The organism is Rhizobium sp. ZX09, assembly GCF_017357485.1.
Classification (GTDB): domain Bacteria; phylum Pseudomonadota; class Alphaproteobacteria; order Rhizobiales; family Rhizobiaceae; genus Agrobacterium; species Agrobacterium pusense.
The window spans coordinates 1,210,194-1,231,023 of the sequence record NZ_CP031363.1 but is presented as its reverse complement, the minus strand read 5'-3'; the positions used below and the strand labels follow the sequence as shown (position 1 = coordinate 1,231,023).

The 20,830-nt window shown below is 59.4% G+C and carries 21 protein-coding genes and 1 tRNA gene; 12 read left to right on the top strand and 10 right to left on the bottom strand.

All coding sequences use genetic code 11. The annotated features are described in order from the left end of the window. Positions 1-190: 190 nt before the first annotated feature. Both cysE and BTN45_RS05990 read left to right on the top strand, forming a co-directional pair. Positions 191-1,015 carry a serine O-acetyltransferase gene (gene cysE, locus BTN45_RS05995; RefSeq protein ID WP_004441918.1) on the top strand — a complete coding sequence of 275 codons (825 nt, stop codon included), beginning with the start codon at positions 191-193 and terminating at the stop codon, positions 1,013-1,015. Between the two features lie 141 nt (positions 1,016-1,156). Then, positions 1,157-1,360 (top strand): DUF3126 family protein, encoded by a 204-nt coding sequence (locus tag BTN45_RS05990; protein ID WP_003524869.1) that lies wholly within the window; start codon positions 1,157-1,159, stop codon positions 1,358-1,360. Between the two features lie 50 nt (positions 1,361-1,410). Here the strand turns inward: BTN45_RS05990 and BTN45_RS05985 are convergent, their stop codons facing one another. Next, entirely contained in the window at positions 1,411-2,805 is a 1,395-nt protein-coding gene (locus BTN45_RS05985) for a cytochrome P450 (RefSeq protein ID WP_207589290.1), read from the bottom strand. Between the two features lie 111 nt (positions 2,806-2,916). Here BTN45_RS05985 and BTN45_RS05980 point away from each other — a divergent pair, with 111 nt between their 5' ends. Next, complete coding sequence (locus BTN45_RS05980; protein ID WP_207589288.1) at positions 2,917-3,573, top strand: TetR/AcrR family transcriptional regulator; 657 nt, start codon at positions 2,917-2,919, stop codon at positions 3,571-3,573. An 86-nt stretch (positions 3,574-3,659) separates the two neighbouring features. On the opposite strand, the gene fdhA is transcribed toward BTN45_RS05980, so the two are convergent. Together fdhA and BTN45_RS05970 are read right to left on the bottom strand one after the other, a co-directional pair. Further along, positions 3,660-4,850, bottom strand: a complete 1,191-nt coding sequence (gene fdhA / locus BTN45_RS05975; RefSeq protein ID WP_035208897.1) for a formaldehyde dehydrogenase, glutathione-independent — start codon at positions 4,848-4,850, stop codon at positions 3,660-3,662. 161 nt (positions 4,851-5,011) lie between these two features. Beyond that, positions 5,012-5,884 (bottom strand): ATP-binding protein, encoded by an 873-nt coding sequence (locus BTN45_RS05970; protein ID WP_207589286.1) that lies wholly within the window; start codon positions 5,882-5,884, stop codon positions 5,012-5,014. 207 nt (positions 5,885-6,091) lie between these two features. Here BTN45_RS05970 and yajC point away from each other — a divergent pair, with 207 nt between their 5' ends. The 5 genes from yajC (at position 6,092) to BTN45_RS05945 (ending at position 10,930) form a co-directional block, all read left to right on the top strand. After that, complete coding sequence (gene yajC / locus BTN45_RS05965) at positions 6,092-6,439, top strand: preprotein translocase subunit YajC (RefSeq protein WP_004441911.1); 348 nt, start codon at positions 6,092-6,094, stop codon at positions 6,437-6,439. Positions 6,440-6,519: 80 nt separating this feature from the next. Next, positions 6,520-9,084, top strand: coding sequence for a protein translocase subunit SecDF (secDF, locus tag BTN45_RS05960; protein WP_004441909.1), 2,565 nt, complete (start codon positions 6,520-6,522; stop codon positions 9,082-9,084). Beyond that, complete coding sequence (locus BTN45_RS05955) at positions 9,084-9,476, top strand: Mth938-like domain-containing protein (RefSeq protein WP_022556191.1); 393 nt, start codon at positions 9,084-9,086, stop codon at positions 9,474-9,476. Before secDF ends, BTN45_RS05955 begins: the two co-directional genes overlap by 1 nt. Before the next feature lie 23 nt (positions 9,477-9,499). Next, positions 9,500-10,345, top strand: coding sequence for a phytoene/squalene synthase family protein (locus BTN45_RS05950; protein ID WP_207589284.1), 846 nt, complete (start codon positions 9,500-9,502; stop codon positions 10,343-10,345). Between the two features lie 126 nt (positions 10,346-10,471). Further along, entirely contained in the window at positions 10,472-10,930 is a 459-nt protein-coding gene (locus tag BTN45_RS05945) for a hypothetical protein (RefSeq protein ID WP_207589282.1), read from the top strand. A gap of 18 nt (positions 10,931-10,948) precedes the next feature. Here the strand turns inward: BTN45_RS05945 and BTN45_RS05940 are convergent, their stop codons facing one another. The 3 genes from BTN45_RS05940 to lipB form a co-directional block, all read right to left on the bottom strand. Continuing rightward, positions 10,949-11,887 carry a DMT family transporter gene (locus tag BTN45_RS05940; RefSeq protein WP_162749519.1) on the bottom strand — a complete coding sequence of 313 codons (939 nt, stop codon included), beginning with the start codon at positions 11,885-11,887 and terminating at the stop codon, positions 10,949-10,951. Between the two features lie 72 nt (positions 11,888-11,959). Beyond that, positions 11,960-13,027 (bottom strand): NAD(P)-dependent alcohol dehydrogenase, encoded by a 1,068-nt coding sequence (locus BTN45_RS05935; RefSeq protein ID WP_207589280.1) that lies wholly within the window; start codon positions 13,025-13,027, stop codon positions 11,960-11,962. 64 nt (positions 13,028-13,091) lie between these two features. After that, complete coding sequence (lipB, locus tag BTN45_RS05930) at positions 13,092-13,823, bottom strand: lipoyl(octanoyl) transferase LipB (protein ID WP_107340669.1); 732 nt, start codon at positions 13,821-13,823, stop codon at positions 13,092-13,094. A 189-nt stretch (positions 13,824-14,012) separates the two neighbouring features. Between lipB and BTN45_RS05925 the strand changes: the two genes are divergently transcribed. Both BTN45_RS05925 and BTN45_RS05920 read left to right on the top strand, forming a co-directional pair. Further along, positions 14,013-14,097, top strand: a tRNA-Leu gene (locus tag BTN45_RS05925). A gap of 577 nt (positions 14,098-14,674) precedes the next feature. Further along, a complete protein-coding gene (locus BTN45_RS05920; RefSeq protein WP_113380598.1) occupies positions 14,675-15,061 on the top strand; it encodes a PAS domain-containing protein in 387 nt (128 codons plus the stop codon). A gap of 59 nt (positions 15,062-15,120) precedes the next feature. Here the strand turns inward: BTN45_RS05920 and BTN45_RS05915 are convergent, their stop codons facing one another. Next, the gene (locus BTN45_RS05915; protein ID WP_003502827.1) at positions 15,121-15,288 is read right to left on the bottom strand and encodes a Thivi_2564 family membrane protein; all 168 of its coding nucleotides are present in this window, start codon (positions 15,286-15,288) and stop codon (positions 15,121-15,123) included. 124 nt (positions 15,289-15,412) lie between these two features. Between BTN45_RS05915 and BTN45_RS05910 the strand changes: the two genes are divergently transcribed. Then, positions 15,413-15,841 (top strand): OsmC family protein, encoded by a 429-nt coding sequence (locus BTN45_RS05910; protein WP_035208788.1) that lies wholly within the window; start codon positions 15,413-15,415, stop codon positions 15,839-15,841. A gap of 3 nt (positions 15,842-15,844) precedes the next feature. Here the strand turns inward: BTN45_RS05910 and BTN45_RS05905 are convergent, their stop codons facing one another. The 3 genes from BTN45_RS05905 to BTN45_RS05895 are packed head-to-tail and all read right to left on the bottom strand — an operon-like array spanning position 15,845 to position 18,957. Next, on the bottom strand, positions 15,845-16,339 hold the full coding sequence (locus BTN45_RS05905) for a peptide deformylase (RefSeq protein ID WP_037092801.1): 495 nt from the start codon (positions 16,337-16,339) through the stop codon (positions 15,845-15,847). An 18-nt stretch (positions 16,340-16,357) separates the two neighbouring features. Then, entirely contained in the window at positions 16,358-16,657 is a 300-nt protein-coding gene (locus BTN45_RS05900) for a hypothetical protein (RefSeq protein ID WP_142185409.1), read from the bottom strand. Then, entirely contained in the window at positions 16,657-18,957 is a 2,301-nt protein-coding gene (locus tag BTN45_RS05895) for an FdhF/YdeP family oxidoreductase (RefSeq protein ID WP_207589278.1), read from the bottom strand. The genes BTN45_RS05900 and BTN45_RS05895 overlap by 1 nt, the downstream gene beginning before the upstream one ends. 393 nt (positions 18,958-19,350) lie before the next feature. Here BTN45_RS05895 and mgtE point away from each other — a divergent pair, with 393 nt between their 5' ends. Further along, the gene (gene mgtE / locus BTN45_RS05890) at positions 19,351-20,778 is read left to right on the top strand and encodes a magnesium transporter (RefSeq protein WP_004441871.1); all 1,428 of its coding nucleotides are present in this window, start codon (positions 19,351-19,353) and stop codon (positions 20,776-20,778) included. Positions 20,779-20,830 lie beyond the last annotated feature (52 nt).

Sequence of the window (20,830 nt, the reverse complement as noted above, 5' to 3'; positions counted from 1 at the left end):
TTTCGAGGAAAAACGGGGCAGGCTTTCCGCGCAGAAGCGCGGCAAAGCGCAGTTCGGCAAGAAACGGTTTTTCAAGCTGCATGAAGAAAAACTGAAGCCGTGCCGCCTTTAAAGTCGTCATTCGAATCCCATTTCTAATGCACGTCTTTTTCTGTATAAAGAACGACCACTGCAAACGAGGAGACCGTTCATGGTCGCACGTACCGAGGCCCGTCAGCCTGAACAGCTGGCGATCGTCGACCCGATCTGGGGCAGCCTGCTGCATGAAGCGCGCAGCGCCGCCGCACAGGATCCGCTGCTTTCAGCCTTTCTTTATTCGACGATCCTCAACCACCGGTCTCTCGAAGAATGTGTGATCTACCGTATCTGCGAACTTCTCGACCATCCGGACATACAGGCCGTGCTGTTGCGTCAGACCTTCCAGGACATGCTGGATGACTGGCCGGAATGGGGAAGCGTTCTCCGCGTCGACATCCAGGCCGTTTACGATCGCGATCCGGCCTGCACGCGCTTCATGGAACCGCTGCTTTATTTCAAGGGTTTCCAGGCCATCCAGACCCATCGGCTTGCCCACTGGCTGCTGCAGAAGGGCCGCAAGGATTTCGCGCTTTATCTGCAGAGCCGGTCTTCCAGCATTTTCCAGACCGATATCAACCCCGCAGCACGCATCGGCAAGGGCATCTTCCTCGACCACGCCACCGGGCTGGTGGTCGGCGAAACGGCAGTCATCGGCGATAATGTCTCTATCCTGCATGGCGTCACCCTCGGCGGCACCGGCAAGGAAGGGGCGGACCGTCACCCGAAGATCGCCAACGGTGTGATGATCGGCGCAGGGGCGAAAATCCTCGGCAATATCGAAATCGGCAGCTGCTCGCGCATTGCCGCAGGATCTGTGGTGCTGAAGCCGGTTCCGCCGAAGACCACGGTTGCCGGCGTGCCGGCGCGGGTGGTGGGAGAAGCAGGGTGTTCTGAACCCTCGCGCCTGATGGACCAGCTCATCGGAGCCGATATCTGAGCGGCACTGCCGCGTTGACAGGTGGCCGGTTTTTTTGCCGTCGTCCGTGTGGAAGACACGGATGACCTGCCGCTTTCACTTTACTTTGGCCTTTGTCCCATGCCAAAAGCGGGCCAACGCGAACCGCACAGGAGAATAGTGGTGAAAGCCGACGAAATCAAAAAACTCGACGCCTACTTCAAGCGTACCTTCAACCCGACGATGGTGGTCAAGGCGCGTCCGCGCAAGGACGATTCCGCCGAAGTGTATCTTGGCGAAGAGTTTCTCGGCGTCGTTTACATCGATGACGAAGACGGCGACCGTTCCTACAATTTCTCGATGGCGATCCTCGACGTCGACCTGTGATCGTCACCGTTCGGTGACCCAGGAGGCCTCCATTCATCGCCCGCGGTGGTTCACGCCGCGGGCGATTTGTTTTTCCGTTGCACGATCCGCATCGTCAGGCGACTTTCCGGCCGCAATGTTACCCGCATCAGCGGTGCCGCAGTTGCCGTTGACCTGTTTTCCAGATGAAGGCCTTGCAGAAGAACGGCCAGAATCGCGACGGCTTCCATCATCGCAAAAGCATTGCCGATGCAGATGCGGGGTCCCGCCCCGAATGGCATATAGGCATAGCGGTGGCGCGCCTTCGTCTTTTCCGGTTCGAAGCGCGACGGATCGAAGCGCTCGGGCTCGTCCCACAAGGCGGAGTGGCGGTGCACGGCATAGATGGGCACGTAAAGAACGGTGCCCGCCGGAATATCATGCCCGCCGAGCCTGAAGTCTTCAAGCGCCGTGCGTGTGATGACCGGAGCTGGCGGGTAAAGCCGCATCGCTTCCGAGAACACCTGTCGGGTATAGGTCAGGCCGGCGATATGTTCCGCCGCGACCGGTTCACCGGCGGTGACGGTGTCGATTTCCTCAAGGATTTTTCTCTCCGTCTCCCGGTTCTTCGACAGAAGGTGAAACGTCCATGCGAGACCGAGCGCCGTCGTTTCGTGGCCGGCGGTGATGAATGTCAGGAGATTGTCGACGATTTCCGTGTCGGTCATCATGCGTCCGGTTTCAGGATCCCTGGCCTCCAGCAGCATCGAGACGAGGTCGTTCCTTTCGGATGGATTTTTCCGCCGTCCAGCAATCACCTTCGCAAGGCTTTCGCGCAGATAACCGACGGCGATCCGGGCCTTGCGCCGGCCGGGATGAGGCAGCCATTCCGGCGCCCCCAGCATGGTGAGCGCGAAGGTCCAGCCTGTCGGTTTCAGATAATCGGTAATGCTCTGTTCGACCCGCGCTACATCAATTCCGTGTCCACCGGACATCATCGTTTCGACGATGATGTCGAACGTGGTTCGCATCATTTCGTGGCCCACGTCGATGTCACCAATGGAAGGAGAGCGCCAGCGCGTTTCCGTGCGTCGTGCCGTCTCGATCATGACCGGAAGCAGATCCAACAGCTTTTCGTGGCGGAAAGCGCCCGCGACGGATTGCCGTTGCCATTTCCAATGGTCTCCGTCGGCGGTCAGAAGTCCCTGACCGAGGGCCGGGCCGAGGACGCGCCGCACATCTTCACCCTTGCCGAGCAGATGGGCATTCTTGACCAGAGCCTCGTGGATCAAAACGGGATCGGCGAGATGCACGCGCATCGTATCGCCAAGGCGAGTGAAAACCGCAGGTTCATGAAAGATTTCCGGCGGCAACGCCTTCAACGGATTGCGGATAATGGAGAGAGCGAGACGCGCGGTGGCGAGCTTCGATACGGTTTGTGTCCCGATCGCCTCGGGCGAGGGGTTGCGAAGGCCGGTGTCGGTCATCTGCGGGTCCTTTATGCGCGTTGAACAATGGCAACATGCTGTTAAGGTGTTTACCTTATACCGGTAATTTAAGGTGTACGCCTTAATTTTCAATGGTGGGGTGAAATTTCTATGATGAACGGCGCGAAACGGCCGGGGCGATCCCTGACACGTGAAAAAATTCTAGATGTTACACTCGGTCTCTTCAACGAACGTGGCCCGGACCGTGTGACAACGGCCGAAATCGCCGGCGATGTGAAAATCAACGAGGGAAATCTCTATTATCATTTCCGCACCAAGGAATCGCTGGTCCTTGCCTTGTTCGCCCGCTTCGAAAACGATGCGCTGGCGCTCGTCGCGACTGTTGACGGAGCGGACGAGGCGGCTGCGGCGACTTATGCCGGCTTTCTGCGGCAGTGGTTCTCTCTCGTCTGGAACTACCGCTTCCTTTTTCGCGATCTTGTCGGTCTGGTGGCGTTGGCACCGGGGCTGGTGGAGCCCGTCCGAACCATAAGCGCCGCCATGCGTCTGGCGGTCGGCCACATCGTCACTCGGATGCAGAATGCGGAGCTGGTGGATATTCCCGAACCGGAGCGCGAGGCGGTTTTGACGAATTTGTGGATCGTCTCAACCTATTGGGCGTCCTATCTTAATCTGCAGGAAGGTGTCAGCGAATTCGGGTCGCAGCAACTGGAGTGGGGGCTGCGGCAGGTCTCCAGCCTGTTCAGGCCTTATCTTTCTTCCGAGGCGATGGCCGAGCTGGAGGCGCTGGAAGAAGGCGAAAAATAGTGTCTCCGGCAGGGGACATTTGCGCCAATGGAAAACCGCCCGTTTATAGCGGGCGGTTTCATTACTCCGGTTTTCCGGTGCAGGCGTCAGGCCGCCTTGAGCAGGTCGCCATGCGGATCGAGCACGAACTTGGTGGCTGCGCCCTGGTCGAAGCTCTCATAGCCCTGTACGGCATCGTCGAGCGCAATGATCCTGGCGTTGACGATGTCGGCAATCGGCAGGCGGTCGTGCAGGATCGCCTGCATGAGCTGGCGGTTATATTTCAGCACCGGTGTCTGGCCGGTGTGGAAGGATTGCGCCTTCGCCCAACCGAGGCCGAAACGCAGTGACAGGCTGCCTTGTTTGGCAGCATCATCCACCGCGCCCGGATCTTCGGTGACATAAAGGCCGGGAATGCCGATCGAGCCGGCGGCGCGGGTGATTTCCATCATCTGGTTGAGAACGATCGCCGGCTGTTCGCCGCCTGCGTGGCCGCGCGCTTCAAAGCCGACCGCATCGATGGCGCTGTCCACCTCGTTGGTGCCGACAATCTCGGCGATCATGTCGCCCAGCCGGTCGCCCTTCGAGAGATCGACGGGTTCGAAGCCGACTTTCGCAGCGTGGGCAAGACGATCCTTGTTAAAATCGCCGATCATGACGACCGCAGCACCCAGAATGCGGGCGGAGGCGGCCGCCGCGAGGCCGACCGGGCCGGCACCGGCGACATAAACAGTGGAGCCGACGCCGACACCGGCCTTCACTGCGCCGTGGAAGCCGGTTGGCAAAATGTCGGAGAGCATGGTGAGGTCGCGGATCTTCGACATCGCCTTGTCACGATCCGGGAATTTCAGCAGGTTGAAATCGGCATAGGGGATGGTGACATATTTCGCCTGACCACCGATCCAGCCGCCCATGTCGACGTAGCCATAAGCGCCGCCGGCGCGGGACGGGTTCACTGTGAGGCACACGCCGGTATCCTGAGACTTGCAGCAGCGGCAGCGGCCGCAGGCGACGTTGAACGGCACGGAAACGATGTCGCCAATTTCGAGCATCTCGACATCGACGCCTTTTTCAATGACTTCGCCGGTGATTTCATGACCGAGAACAAGGCCCGGCATCGCCGTGGTGCGGCCGCGCACCATGTGCTGGTCGGAGCCGCAGATATTGGTGGAAATCACCTTGAGAATGACACCGTGCTCGATGCGGCGGCCATCCGGCGCCTCAAGCTTCGGGTCGTCGATGTCGCGGACTTCGACCTGGCCCGGCCGCATGTAGACGACGCCTCTGTTCCTGCTCATATCCATCTCCTCCATGGTTTGAACACCGTACCTGTCCGCTCCTCCGCGGGCAGATGACTTCATGGGTGCAGCAAACCATGAGAGGGGAGATGTGGCGTTCGGGAATACGACACGCGGTGTGGTCGTAACGACACCGCGTTTCGCCCGATGTCACGGTGGTGTTATCTGTCGAGCGGTTTCCTGAGGCGGCCGGCGGCGTCTTGAATATATTGCCAGGCGACACGGCCTGAGCGGCCGCCGCGGGTGGTTGCCCATTCCAGCGCTTCGTGATGCAGTGTCTCGCGGTCGAGACCCAGATCGAAATGCGTGGCATAGCTGTCGATCATCGTCAGATAATCTTCCTGACCGCATTTGTGGAAACCGAGCCAGAGGCCGAAGCGATCGGAGAGCGACACCTTTTCCTCAACCGCTTCGGATGGGTTGATGGCGGTGGACTGCTCGTTTTCCATCATGTGACGCGGCAGGAGGTGACGACGGTTGGAGGTCGCATAAAAGAGGACGTTGTCGGGACGGCCCTCGATGCCGCCGTCGAGCGCTGCTTTGAGTGACTTGTAGGCCGTATCGTCATGATCGAAGGAGAGGTCGTCGCAGAAAACGATGACGCGCTGGCCCGAGGCCTTGAGGATGTCGAGCAGGGCGGGCAGGGTGTGAATGTCCTCGCGGTGCACTTCCACCAGCTTGAGCGAAACACCGCTCGCTACACGCACATCTTCGTGAACGGCCTTCACCAGCGAAGACTTGCCCATGCCGCGCGCACCCCACAGCAGCACGTTGTTGGCGGCGAAACCTTCCGCGAAACGCAGCGTGTTTTCGTGGAGAATGTCGCGGACATGATCGACGCCGCGGATGAGTTTCAACGCGATGCGGTTGGGGCGGGCAACAGGCTGCAGGAAAGAGTTCAGCGGCGCCCAGACAAAACAATCCGCCGCATTCCAGTCGTTTACGGCGGGCGCCGGTCCCGCCAGCCGTTCGACGGCATCGGTGAGCCGGCGCAGTTCTGAAAGAAGCAGGGAGGCCGTTTCTTCTCGAATCATGGTGTTTCTTCCGCTTGTCTGATGTTCAAAAGTCTGTTTTGCGCCCGGCCTAGCATGGTGTTTGGCGCCCATAAAGGTTAAGAGGTCCGGAATCGGTACGGCGAGGGCCCTGCATCTGTTGCAATCCCGGCGTTCCCCACTATATTCCGGCGGCTTGAAAGCTGGGGCGGCATACGAGGTCGTGCCGTAATCGTTGAGGAGTTTTATATGTTCATTAGTCAAGCTTTTGCCCAGGATGCAGCGGGCGGCACGTCGGCGCTGGGTTCCGGCCTTGAAATGCTTTTCCTGTTTGCGCCGCTCATGGTGGTCTGGTATTTTTTCCTCATCCGTCCGCAGCGCGCACAGATGAAGAAGCGCCAGGAAACGCTGACCAATATTCGCCGCGGTGATCAGGTCGTTCTCGGCGGCGGCATCGTCGGCAAGGTGACCAAGGTCATCGATGACAGTGAACTCGAAGTCGAAATCGCCGAAGGCGTGAAAATCCGCGCTGCCCGTGCTTACATTGCCGAAGTGCGCGTGAAGGGCGAAGTGGTCAAGACGGAAGCAGCTTCCTGATCCTGCCGGACAACCGAATGCCCGATTGCGAATTTTGACGGGTTGCGCAGAGCGCGACCCCAACCCTGACCGAGATCGAAATGCTTCATTTTTCCCGTTGGAAAACAGTCTTCATCTGGCTGCTTGTGCTGGCAAGCGTCGTCATCGCCTCTCCCAATCTGTTTACGGACAAACAGCTGGAGGGCATGCCCGCCTGGTACAAGGACAACAAGGTAACGCTCGGTCTCGACCTTCAGGGCGGTTCCCACATCATGCTCAAGATCGAGCGTTCCGACATCGTCAAGGAACGGCTCGAAACCATCGTGGGCGATGTGCGAACGCAGCTTCGCGATGCCAACATCCGTTATTCGGGCTTGACCGGCAACGGCCAGCAGATTCAGGTCCGCATCAGCGATCCGGCGCAGCTGGAAGCCGCCAAGAACGCACTTCGCGACCTGACGCAGCCGGTATCCGCCGGTACGCTGGTCGGCGGCTCCATTACCGAAGTGACGATGAATGATGGTGGCGACAATCTGCTGCGTCTCAATCTCACGGATGAGGGCATCGATTACCGCCTGTCATCAGCCGTTTCGCAGTCCATCGAAGTCGTGCGCCGCCGCGTTGACGAAGTCGGTACGACCGAGCCGCTCATCCAGCGTCAGGGTTCCGACCGCATCATCGTGCAGGTGCCTGGTCTTCAGGATCCGCAGCGCCTGAAGTCACTTCTCAACCAGACGGCAAAGCTCTCCTTCCGTATGGTTGACACCACCATGCCGGTGCAGGAAGCCATGAACGGCCGTCCGCCAGCGACGTCCGAGGTTCTCTATTCGCAGGACGATCCGCCGGTTCCCTATCTCGTGGAGCGCCGTGCGCTCGTTTCCGGCGACAATCTCGTCGACGCGCAGGCAAGCTTCAACCAGCAGACCAATGAACCCGTCGTCACCTTCCGCTTCGACAGCCGCGGCGCGCAGCGGTTTGCGCAGGCGACGCAGCAGAATGTCGGCAAGCCTTTCGCCATCGTGCTCGATAATCAGGTCATTTCCGCGCCTGTCATCCGTGAGCCGATCATTGGCGGTTCGGGCCAGATTTCAGGTAATTTCTCGGTGCAGGGCGCAAACGACCTTGCGGTCCTGCTGCGCGCCGGTGCGCTGCCGGCGACGCTGACGGTGGTTGAAGAGCGTACCGTCGGTCCGAGCCTCGGTAACGACTCCATTACCGCCGGTCTGACGGCAAGCGCCATTGGCGCCGTGGGCGTCCTCATCTTCATGTTCGTGTTCTATGGCTTCTTCGGCCTGCTGGCGAATATCGCTCTTGTGGTCAACGTCATCATGCTGCTGGCGGTCCTCAGCGTGATCGGATCGACGCTGACGCTACCGGGTATCGCCGGTATCGTCCTGACCATCGGCATGGCTGTCGATTCCAACGTTCTGATCTATGAGCGAATACGCGAAGAGGTGAAAAGCGGCAAACCACTGATCCAGTCACTGGATAATGGCTTTACCCGCGCCTTTGCGACCATCATTGACGCCAACCTGACGACGCTGATCGTGGCGAGCGTGCTGTTCTACATGGGCACGGGCCCGGTCAAGGGCTTTGCGGTTACGCTGGCCGTCGGTATCATCACGACCGTCTTCACGGCCTATACACTGACAGCGTGGATGTTCGGTTACTGGGTTCGCCGCAGTCGTCCGAAGCATCTGCCGAAGGGCGTTCGTACCGCCATGTTCGACGGTCGCGACATCCCGTTCATGCGCTACCGTCGCGTGGTGTTCATGATCACCGGCGTGATCATGCTTGCCTGCGTTGGCGGTTTCATCGCCAAGGGTCTGAACCTCGGTATCGACTTCCAGGGCGGCTCCGTCATCGAAGTCCGTGCCAAGCAGGGTGAGGCCGATCTGGCCGATATCCGCGATCGTCTGAACCAGCTAAACCTGGGTGAAATCCAGGCTCAGAATTTCGGTACGCCGCAGGATGTTCTCATCCGCATTCAGGCGCAGGAAGGCGGCGAAAATGCCGAGCAATCCGCCATCACCATGGTGCGCGGCGAGCTTGAGGACAAATATGACTTCCGCCGCGTTGAAGTTGTCGGCCCCGCCGTTTCCGGTGACCTCACCTTCACCTCCACGATCGGCATCCTGCTCGCCATGACGGCGATCATGATCTACATCTGGGTTCGCTTCGAATGGCAGTTTGCGCTCGGCGCCGTCATTTCGATGGTGCACGACGTGGTCTTCACAATCGGCCTCTTCGTGTTCCTGGGGATAGAGTTCAACCTCACCAGTATCGCGGCGATCCTGACGATTATCGGTTATTCGCTGAATGACACCGTCGTCATCTATGACCGTATCCGCGAAAACCTGAGGCGCTATAAGAAGATGCCGCTGTCGATGATTATCGACGTGTCGCTGAACCAGACGCTGTCACGTACCATCCTCACCGGCTTGACCGTGCTTCTGGCGCTGCTCGCGCTCTACCTCTTCGGTGGCGAGGTCATCCGCTCCTTCACCTTCGCCATGCTCTTCGGTGTCGGTATCGGCGTGTTCTCGTCGCTCTACATTGCCGCTCCGGTGCTGATCGCCTTCAAGCTTCGTCCTGATAGCAAGGACGCGGAAGACGAGAAGGATGAAAAGTCCGGCAACGCCATCGGCGGCAAGCCTGCCGTCTGATGGCCGGCGGGATCGAAATACGCCCGGCCCATTTTCCCGGCCGGGCGCCCATAGATGCTTATGGCAATGGCGGCTTCCGCTTTGCCGACATGTCGCATCGAGGCTCGCTTCTGCTCCTGCCTTCGGGCATTTACGGGTGGGAGCCCGTTGACGCCAAAGAACTGAGCGTCGGGCATTTCGAAAAGGTTCTGGCGGAAGCGCAGGATATCGAAGTGCTGCTGATCGGCACGGGAGATGGTATGCGGGTTCTGCCGAAGGAGCTGCGCGCGGCTTTCAAGGAAGCGGGCATTTCCATTGATCCGATGAGCACGGGTGCCGCCGTACGCACCTACAATATCATGCTTTCGGAATCGCGCGCCGTGGCTGCGGCGTTGATTGCCGTCGAAGGCTGACGTAACGCTCCGCGCGGGGAACCATGGCACCCACAGAAAATCTCGACGTCTGCCTTGCGACGCTGCGCGATACGGATCGTGACCGCTATCTCGCCTGTCTTCTGTCTCCCGCGGACAGGCGCAACGCCCTTTCAGCGCTTTATGCCTTTAACGCCGAGATTGCGCGTATTCGCGATTCCGTGCGTGAAGCGCTGCCAGGTGAGGTGCGCATGCAATGGTGGCGCGATCTGCTCGAGGGAAGTCCCCATGGGGACAGCCAGTCGCACCCCGTCGCGTCGGCGCTTCTGGAAACGATCGAGCGTTACAGGCTGCCGCGACCGGTGCTTTCCGACATGATCGAGGCGCGCATCTTCGATCTCTACGACGATCCTTTCGAGGATCGCAACGCGCTTGAAGGCTATGCAGGGGAAACGGCTTCGGCGCTGATCCAGCTTGCCAGCCTCGTTCTGTCTCCGGAAGAGGCTGCGGCAAGCGCGGAAGCGGCCGGACATGCGGGTGTGGCGCAGGCCATGGCCGGCATGCTGCTGCTCATGCCACTGCACCGTCGCCGTGGTCAGGTCTATATTCCAGCCGACATGCTCTCGGCCGCCGGGCTTGACCGCGAGACGTTCCTGGAAGGCACGGACCGACAGCGGATCGGCATTGCCATCGAACTGTTCGCGGCCCATGCGCTGGATCATATCGAGAAGGCAAGACGCGCTCGCATTTCGGGCAGCGTCTTTGCGGCCTATTTGCCCGTCGCCATCTCCGGGCCGGTCATAACGGCCGCGAGAAAGGCTGGCGCGGGCGTGTTTGAAGGCGAAGTGCAATTATCGCAGCTTCGTCGGCAATGGCTGTTGGCAAAAGCATCTTTCCTCAAGCGCTTCTGATCGTCGCTCCTGGCGCCGATGCGGGAGCCATACTTCGCGCAAGCCTCGTTTCCTATCAAAGCGAACCGGGTTCGCGTCGTTCCGATTCGCGACCCATGATGTTTGGTTGCTGAGGGAGCGTTCCGGATGAATATGGCGATCTGGATTATCGTTTTCGTGCTGCTTTTGGTCTTTGCCGTTTATGCCTGGCGCATGTCGCGGGCGACGGATGAGGACAACAGCCATGATGTCGGGCAGGCGATCATGGATTTCGCCCGCGCCTTTCCCAATGAGGCGATCAGAAGCCTGCACATGACGGTAGATGGAGGCGCTGCCTTTGTGCGGCTGCACGACAACAAGGCCGGTTTCATGCGCAACATGGGTTCTCATTACGTCTGCGTGATGATCGATCCCGAGCGGATCCGGGTGGAGAGCCTGGAAAGCGGAGACGGTTTCGTCGTTACCTTCTTCGACATGCCGAAATATAGCGGTTCATACCGCTTCAAATCGGCAGGAGAGGCGGCCGAAGTCTCTCTCTGGCTGCTCGGCAGTCTCGTCGAGGCGCAGGATCATCACGATGAAGGACCGCTGCCTTCCGGCACCTGATGGCTACCGCATGGCCCGTCACTGCCCGTCGAGCGGCGGCCGATTGGCCCCTGCCTGCTGGCGTTCGCGCCAGATGATGAACAGGCCGGATGCGACGATGATGAAAATACCGAGCCATTTCGACGGCGTCGGAAAATCCGAGAACAGCGCATAACCGAGGATCGTCGCCGAGATGATCTCGAAATACTGGAACGGCGCCAGCAGCGAGAGCGGGGCCAGCCTGAAAGCCCTGACGATCAGCAGATGCATGTAGCCGGATATCGATCCTAGCAGCACGAGCAGAGCCAGGGCCAATCCCGATTGCGGCAGCGAGACGGCGAAATCCTTGTCGCCGAGCGCATCGCCGGCAAGAAGGGCCGCTCCCATGAATAGCGTGCCGGCAATGCCCGACATGGTCTGCATCACAAGCGGGCTGTCGGCGTCACCGATGGCTCGGTTCAGGAAGAGATAGAGCGTGTAGAGGAATGCGCAGGCCACCGGCAGCAGCGACGTCCAGCCGAAGATTTCGAAGCTCGGCTGAATGACGATCATCGCGCCGCCGAAACCGACCACGATCGCCGTCCACCGCTTCCAGCCGACCCTGTCGCCGAGAAACAGAGCCGACATCATCGTCAGCATGAACGGTTCTACGAAATAGATCGCGAACACATCGGCAAGCGGCATGTATTTGACTGCGGCGAAGAACATCAGGCTGGCGGAAGCGTGCAATACGCCGCGCAGGCAGTTCATCCACGGACGCTTCGCGCTGAAAAGCGCGCTGGGTGAGACCATGAGCAGCAGCGGCAGGGTGCAGACCACCTGGAAGAAGAAGCGATAGAAGGTTACCTGCGCCGGTGACATGCCGCCGACCACGGCCATGTATTTGGCTATTGCGTCCATGACGGGCAGCACGAACATGCAGGTCGCCATGATCGTCATGCCCTTGGCGACATCGCTGAAACCGGTCTGGCTGGTCATGGTTCGAATAGCGCTTTCGACCGGAAGGTCCATTGAGAAAAGGGGGCGCTAAAGGCTGCCCCCTTTCGCAGGTCAGGCGGCCTTCTGGCGCGGCAGGCTCTTCATATCAATGACGAAACGATAACGCACATCGCTTTTTATCATGCGTTCATAAGCATCGTTGATCTGATCGATATCGATCATCTCGATGTCGGCGGCGATGCCTTTTTTGGCGCAGAAATCCAGCATTTCCTGGGTCTCGGGAATTCCGCCGATCATCGAGCCGGCAAAGGTCTTGCGGCCCGGAATGAGACTGAACGCCATTACCGACAGCGGCTTTTCCGGCGCACCCACCTGCACCAGCGCGCCGTCGCGCTTCAGCAGGGCAAGATAAGCGTTGATGTCATGGTCGGCGGCGACAGCATCGATGATGAGGTCGAGGCTCGAAGCGGCCTTTTTCATCTGATCCGCATCGCGGGAGACGATCACCTCATGGGCGCCGAGTTTTTTTGCGTCTTCAGCCTTGCCGGGCGACGTCGTGATCATCACCACCGTCGCGCCCATGGCATTGGCGAGCTTCACCGCCATATGACCAAGGCCACCGAGACCGACAACGCCGACCCGCTTGCCGGGGCCTGCATTCCAGTGGCGCAGCGGGGAGTAGGTTGTAATGCCCGCGCAGAGCAGGGGTGCGGCAGCGGCCGGATCGAGACCTTCGGGTATGCTGAGAACGTAACGGTCATCGACCACCACATGAGCGGAGTAACCGCCAAGCGTATGGGCGCCGCCGCCCATCGCCTTGTCAGGCGAATTATAGGTGCCCGTCATGCCGTTTTCGCAATATTGCTCCAGCCCCTCGGCGCAGCTTGCGCATTGCCGGCAGCTATCCACGATGCAGCCGACGCCGACGCGGTCACCCGTCTTGAACCTGGTGACATCCGAACCCACGCGGCTGACACGGCCGATGATTTCGTGGCCGGGAACGCAGGGGTAAAGAGAGCCCGGCCATTCGCTGCGTGCCGTGTGGATATCGGAGTGGCAGACGCCACAGAATTCTATTTCGATTTCGACATCGCGCGGGCCGGGATCGCGACGCTTGATGGTCGCGAGCTTCATCGGTGAAGATCCGTCGTCGCAGGCGTAAGCGGATGTTGTGAACATGGTCGTTCCTCCTCTTGTGGTGATCGATGCATCAAACACCGGCCTGCGGCAGGGGTTGCGGCGGTCAGCCGCCAGCGCCGGTTTCGGGGACTGCCGGGCCAAAAACCTCCTCGAAGGCCTCGCGCAGCAGGACGTCGACATCACCGATCATAACCGGCAATCCAAGATCGACAAGGCTGGTGACGCCATAGGCGCTGATGCCGCAGGGAACGATGCCGGTGAAGTGCGAGAGATCGGGATCGACATTGATCGCGAGCCCGTGAAAACTCACCCATTTGCGCAGACGGATACCCAGTGCGGCAATCTTGTCTTCTGCCATGCCGCCATCCGGCAGGAGAGGTTTCTCGGGGCGCCTAACCCAGACGCCGACGCGATCCTCCCGCCGCTCGCCACGCACATTCATCTTATCAAGCGTGCGGATGATGACATCCTCGAGTGCCGCCACATAGGCGCGGACATCCTGGCGGCGGCGTTTGAGATCAAGCATGACGTAAGCGACCCGCTGGCCAGGGCCGTGATAGGTATATTCGCCGCCGCGCCCCGTGGCGAAGACCGGGAAACGATCCGGTTCGATCAGGTCGGCCACATCGGCGCTGGTGCCGGCCGTATAAAGCGGCGGATGCTCCAGAAGCCAGACGAGTTCATCCGCCTCGCCAGATGCGATGGCGCTAACCTCGCGCTCCATTTCCTCTACCGCCTGCTCGTAAGGCACGAGGCCGTCGGAGATTCGCCAGCGAACGGCCGGCGAACCGGCGGCGGGGAGCATTTTTGTCTCGATATCCGTGCGTGTGAGCATGAAAAAGTCCTTTCCACAGCCTTCTCGCAAAATGGCGTCACGGCCGCAACCCCAGCATTTCCGGGCTTCCTGCATATAGGATGGTGCAGTGCGATTTTTAATTTCAAAAAACTGTCACGACGCTCTTGTGCACCCAAAATCCTTTTGCTACATGCACCCCCGTCGGCGCAAGTCGACGCCTACCACGATGCGGTCGTGGCGGAATTGGTAGACGCGCAGCGTTGAGGTCGCTGTGGGGCAACCCGTGGAAGTTCGAGTCTTCTCGACCGCACCAAAGAAACCCGCTTCGGCGGGTTTTTTCTTTTTTAGACAATCGGTTAGCCCTGACCCCACAATACGCCAGGCTGCGTCGGAGCCAATTCGGCTACCGTGTTTTATTTTGCCGTCAGCATTATAAAAATTACGGGCGGCAAATCATTGACCCGACGCCGCCCGAATTGAATGGCCGGACTGAACTAGCGTCGGTAACGCTGTCCGTCCCCGACACGGTAGGGGTCCCCATCCATTACCTGATCCATTCGCCACTCGTTTCCACGATATGGGCTATGCCACGTCTGGCATCCGGCCAGAAAGACGGTTGCGGTCAGCAATCCGAAAGTAAGGGCGGCTCGCATCATCTTGAACTCCTCGAAATGTCATCCCAGCCATGTAGGCGCACGCCCGCATTTTTGCGATACCTCGTCGGAATTTGTCGTCCGTTTTAGAACGGCGCAACAATTTGGATTGCCGGAAAATTCCGGTGGATATTGATGCACGCTTTGGTAGCTCGTCTGCTCCCCCCACAAAACGAGGGGTGGAATATGAGAGGTCTGATGTTAGCTTTTGTCAGGAAATAATGTCCGGGGGTTTTCGTGCAGGGGGACAAGACGGATTCAGACAATGCGCTCGGTTATTACATGTGGAGCATTTCCGACAACAGGCTGATCATGGATGCGGTTACCGCGGAATGCCATGGATTTTCCGAACCGGTTGCATCACGCGGGGTAACGATCGAGGAGATTCTGGAAAGGATCGATATTGAGATGCGCGATCGGGTGGCACAGGCCATTTTCGACAGCATCACCACGGGCGTCTTTTTCGATCAGCGTTACAAGGTCAACCTGCCTGACGGCTCTAGCCGATGGATCGCGGCAAAGGGCAGGGCGATCTTCGATCCGGAGGGCACGCCTTTTCTCGGTATAGGCAGCGTCCGGGATATCACGCTGAAAAAACCTTACCAGTTTGAACCACGCCAGTAACGACAACAAAAAAATAGGCGGCTTTCGCCGCCTTTTTTCGTCTGCGCCTTGCCGGGACATCAGAACACGGCGAGATATTTCAACAGCGAAATAATGCCGATAATAATGACGATAACCTGTGCGATCTGTTTGGCGCCGCCGCCAACGGGCAGTCGCGCGATGAGCCACAAGACAAGCACAATCACCAGGAAGGTGATCAGAATGCTGACGAGCGTAGATGTAACCATATGTCCCAGCTCCCTATTGAAATTCGATATTCAACGATGGTTCACCGTTGCGTGAGTAAAAAGGCGCCAGCCGGTATTTTGTTCCATGTGGTCGATTGCGCGCGATTAAATTAGGATTTTCTGAATGACCGAGAGCGTGAGGATGAAATCGAGGCCGGTCGGCGCTTCCGTCAGCGTGGGGCGGCTTGGCCGTCCTCATGTGTCGTCGGTCACCGGTGGCGCTCTGGACATCGTCACGGGGGTTTCGGAGCCAGGGTTTAACCCAATCGATCTTTTATACTCCTCGCTGGCCGCCTGCCTGGCGCTCAGCGTCCGCATCGCAGCCAGCGGCTTGGGACTGCTCGATCTGTTCGAGGGTGTTCGTGTTGATGTCTCCGGCGAGAAATCGGCTGATGAGCCCTATCGCATCATCCGCTTCGACATTCGGATGGAGATCGCTGGAAACTTCAACGCGGCGGAGCGACTGGCGCTTGCGCACAGGGCGGAGGATATCTGCACCGTCAGCAACACGCTGAAGGGCGATGCGGAATTTGTGCTGTCGATTACCAGCTGACGGTTACGGCTTTCTCGACTTTTCCCATTTCTTCACCAGCCGGTCGCGTTTCAGCTTCGAAAGCCGCTTCACCCAGAAAATGCCGTCAAGCTGGTCAATCTCGTGCTGGATGCAGATGGCGTGAAATCCCTCGACGGCCTGACGGTGCTCCGTGCCGTCGATGTCCTGAAACCTCACTTCGATCTTGGATGGCCGCTCCACTTCGTCCGTGAAGCCCGGCATCGAGACGCTGCCCTCCACATGTCGCATGGTCTGCGTGGCGCGGCCGATGATTTCGGGATTGACGTAGGTAAGGACGGTCCCCGGCGTCAGTTCCAACACAAAAACACGCTGCTTCACGCCGATATGGGCGGCGGTGATGCCGACACCCGGGGCGGCGCGCATCGTGTCGATCAGGTCGCTGACAAGATCCTGCAATTGCCCGTCAAACACCGTGACCGGCTCGCAGATTTCCGATAAGCCGGGATGCGGATAGGGCAGGATAGGCCTGGTTGCCAAGGAAATGCTCCGTTCGTTTCAAATCCGGGCGGCGGCGGCGAGCGCCTTTCCCTCCGCTGTCGCTTCCAGGAAGCTGCGCTGGGTGCGGGCATGGCGTCTCGTTATCTGCACGAAGCGCGGTGACAGACCGGCGATTTCGCGCAGAACGAGGGCATGTGCAAGACCCAGCCTGTTGGCAATGCCGCGGCTGTCGGTGGCTATATTGAAGTCGACCGCAATCAGTATCGCCGCGCCGGTGGATGTCAGCAAGGGCTGCGATCGCTCTTGAACCCGTGCCACCGCGGCCATGAAGGCATCAGCGGACTGTTCCTCATTCATCAGGAGGCATCCGGGCGCAGGCGGACGGACACGAGCACGGATTTAGACGTCGGTGTAAAACTGTCTTTGCCATAGCTCGACAGCGGCACCAGCACATTCAGTTCCGGATAATAACCGCCGATGCTGCCCCGCGGAATATTGTAGGGCACCAGCCGGAAATTCTGTGCGATGCGTTCGACCCCATCGCCATATTCGCCAACGACATCGACACGCTGGCGGGAATGGGCGCCGAGCGCTTGCATATCCGCCGGGTTCATGAAGATGACGTGGCGTTCGCCATAAACGCCACGATAGCGGTCGTCCATGCCGTAGATCGTGGTGTTGTATTGATCGTGGCTGCGGAAGGTCTGCAGGACGAAAAGGTTCTCGCGCGTGAGCGCCTGCTGGTGTTCGGTCTGTTCCGGCAGGGGGCCGCTGAAAAAGATCGCCTTTTTCGCCGGTGTGTTCCATTGCCGTTCCGCAGCCCTATTGGGCAGACGGAAGCCGCGCGGCACGCGAACGCGTTCGTTGAAATTCTCGAAGCCGGGTATGACCCGCTCGATCATGTCGCGGATAAGATCGTAATCATCAGCGAGCGCTTTCCACTTCACAGGCCCGCTGCCCAGCGTCGCTTCTGCGATGCCGGCGATGATGGCGACTTCCGAGCGCAGCTCGTCCGACGCCGGTGGATTGATGCCGCCGGAGCCGTGCACCATGCTCATGGAATCCTCGACCGTGACGATCTGCGCCCGGCCTGCCGAATTGCGGTCGATCTCGGTTCGCCCCAGGCAAGGCAGCACGAACGAGGTTTCGCCAGGCACGAGATGCGAATGATTGAGCTTGGTGGCGATGTTGACGGTGAGCTTCTGATTTTCGAATGCCTTGATAATAAGCGGGCTATCGGGCGTGGCGCGCAGGAAATTACCCCCGAGCGCAATGAAGGCTTGCGCCTTGCCCTCAAGCATGGCCGCCACAGCCTCCACCGTATTGTGGCCGGGCTTGCGCGGCATGGTAACGCCGAGTTCCTTTTCCAGCGCATCGAGAAGTGCGGGCGGTGCTTTTTCATCGATGCCGACGGTGCGGTCGCCCTGAACGTTGGAATGACCGCGCACGGGGCAAAGGCCCGCACCGGGACGACCGACATTGCCGCGCAGCAACATGAAATTCGTGATCTCGCGCACGATGACGACCGAGTGACGATGCTGAGTGACGCCCATGGCCCATGTCGCGATGACGGAGCCGGCCTTCATGTAGATGTGGGCGGCTTCTTCGATCTCCGCGCGGGTGAGGCCGGACTGGTCGAGAATGGTCTTCCAGCTCGTCGCTTCGACGGCGGCACGGTAGGCCTCGAACTCCGCTGCATGTTCGGCGATGAAGTCGTAGTCGATGATGGCGGGTTCGCCCGCCGCCCTTGCGGCGTCGTCAGCGGCGAAGACCGCCTTGCTCATGCCGCGCACCGCCGCCATGTCGCCGCCCTGGCGCGGCTGGTAATAATTGGTGGCAATCTTCGTGCTGCCGCCACTGATCATCTCGATCTTGTCCTGCGGGTCTGCAAAGCGCTCCAGCCCCTTTTCGCGAATGGGATTGAAGACGGCGATCCGGGCGCCGCGCAGGGCGGCGCGGCGCAGGTCGCCCAGCATGCGCGGATGATTGGTGCCCGGGTTTTGCCCGATCACGAAAATCGCGTCGGCCTTTTCAAAGTCCTCGAGCAGCACCGTTCCCTTGCCGACACCGATCGATGCGTTCAATCCGACACCGCTTGCCTCGTGGCACATGTTGGAGCAGTCGGGGAAATTATTGGTGCCGTAAAGCCGCACCATCAGCTGATAAAGGAAAGCCGCCTCGTTGGAAGCGCGGCCGGACGTATAGAATTCAGCACGGTTCGGGTTGTCGAGACTGTTGAGGATGCTGCCGATTTCGGTAAAGGCCTCGTCCCACGATACGGGCAGGTATTTGTCGCTCATCCGGTCATAGCGCATGGGATGGGTGAGACGCCCCTGTTTTTCCAACTCGTAATCGGACCAGCCGCGCAGTTCGGAGACGGTGTGGCTGGCGAAGAACTCCGGCGGCACGCGGGCTTCGGTCGCTTCCCAGGATACCGCCTTGACGCCGTTTTCACAGAACTCGAAAGAGGAGCCGTGTTCCGGATCGCCCCAGGCGCAACCGGGACAGTCAAAACCATCCGGCTGATTGGTCTTCAACAGGGTGCGGACGCCCGAGATCGGTGCCCCGGATTCCAGAAGGCGCTTGCCGACGCTTTTAAGTGCGCCCCAACCGCCTGCGGCGGACGATGCCTTGCCGATGAAACCCGTCTTGCTCATGGTTTGCCACCCCGAAACTGACTTTCCGCGTCCGGTCGGCGCGGTTTGTCCTTTGTCAAAAATATCTTCAGAAGCGCCCATCCGCATCGGCTGTCAACGCCTTTGTTGTGCGGTGCGGTAAAACCAGCGTCATGGCCATCAACCTTGGCTGCGGAACGGCGTAAAGGGTGCGGGCGTTGTCGTAAAACAAGCGGCACGGATCGGCTATTCATGCTTATAAGCCGCACTCCGCCCGGTCCTGCCGGAGAGGCGAAGAGGAATGACGAATGGAATTTTCGCAACACGCACGAAGCTTAGGTATTTGCAGCTATCCGGTTGTTGACAATATGCTTTTTAACGCCATTCTGCCTTCGAATCCGAGCATTGCGGCATTTGAATACAAGGGGACGCCAGATGACAGACCGTGACGACGACGCTGTCGCGCCCGATGAATTGAAGCCGTTGGATGCCCCGTCGGATATTTATGCCGAAGATGGCTCGGTGCGTTCCGATTTTCTGACGATGGTGGGTGCGGCAATCGCCGATCGCGACCTCTTGTTCCTGCGCAAGAATGTGGCGCGGCTGCATGAATCCGAACTCGGAGACCTGCTTGAATCCATTCTCCCGGAACAGCGCCACGCGCTTGTGCGGCTGCTCGGTTCCGATTTTGATATGACGGCGCTGACCGAGGTGGATGAAGGTATCCGCCTCGATATCGTTGATCAGATGTCGAACGAGCAGATCGCTGCCGGTATCGGCGAGCTCGATTCGGACGACGCCGTCTACATTCTTGAAGACCTCGACGACGAGGATCGTAAGGACATTCTCTCGCAGCTGCCCTTCACCGAACGCGTGCGGTTGATGCGGGCGCTGGACTATCCTGAGAGCTCGGCCGGTCGGCGCATGCAGACGGAATTCGTCGCCGTGCCGCCATTCTGGACTGTCGGGCAGACTATTGATTATCTGCGAGAGGAGGAGGAACTCCCGGACTCCTTCACCCAGATTTTTGTCATCGATCCCACTTTCAAGCTGGTCGGCGCGCTCGATCTCGACAAGGTGCTGCGGGCCAAGCGCCAGGTGAAGATCGAAACGATCATGCATGAGACAAACCATTCCATTCCAGCCGAAATGGACCAGGAAGAGGCAGCGCAGCTCTTCGAGCAATACGACCTTCTGTCCGCCGCCGTGGTGGACAATAACGGCCGGCTGGTCGGCGTGCTGACCATCGATGACGTGGTCGACGTCATCCAGGAAGAGGCCGAGGAAGACCTTCTGCGTCTCGGCGGTGTGGGTGACGAAGAGCTGTCGGACTCCATCGCCAGCACGTCGCGTTCCCGCGTTCCGTGGCTCGCCGTCAATCTCATCACTGCCTTTCTGTCCGCTTCCGTCATCAGCCTGTTCGATGCGACAATCCAGCAGATCGTCGCGCTGGCGATCCTGATGCCTGCGGTCGCCGGCATGGGCGGCAACGCCGGATCGCAGACCATGACGGTATCGGTGCGCGCGCTCGCCACCAAAAGCCTCGATATCAACAATGCCGCCCGCATTATTCGGCGCGAGGCGGGGGTGGGCATTCTGAACGGCATGCTGTTCGGTTGCGCCATCGGCGTTGTCGCAGCGCTATGGTTTCAGGACATCCATATTGGGGGCATCATCGCCACGGCCATGTGTCTCAACATGCTCGCGGCGGCCCTGGCGGGAATTCTCATTCCGCTCGTCCTCGACAAGTTCGGAGCTGACCCTGCCGTCTCATCCGCCGTCTTCGTAACGGCGGTAACGGACATTGTCGGGTTTTTTGCCTTCCTGGGAATAGCGACCTGGTGGTACGGAATTTCGGGATAGGCGAGGGCGGCCATAAAATTGACTTTTACGTGAAGGTCAAATAATAATGATC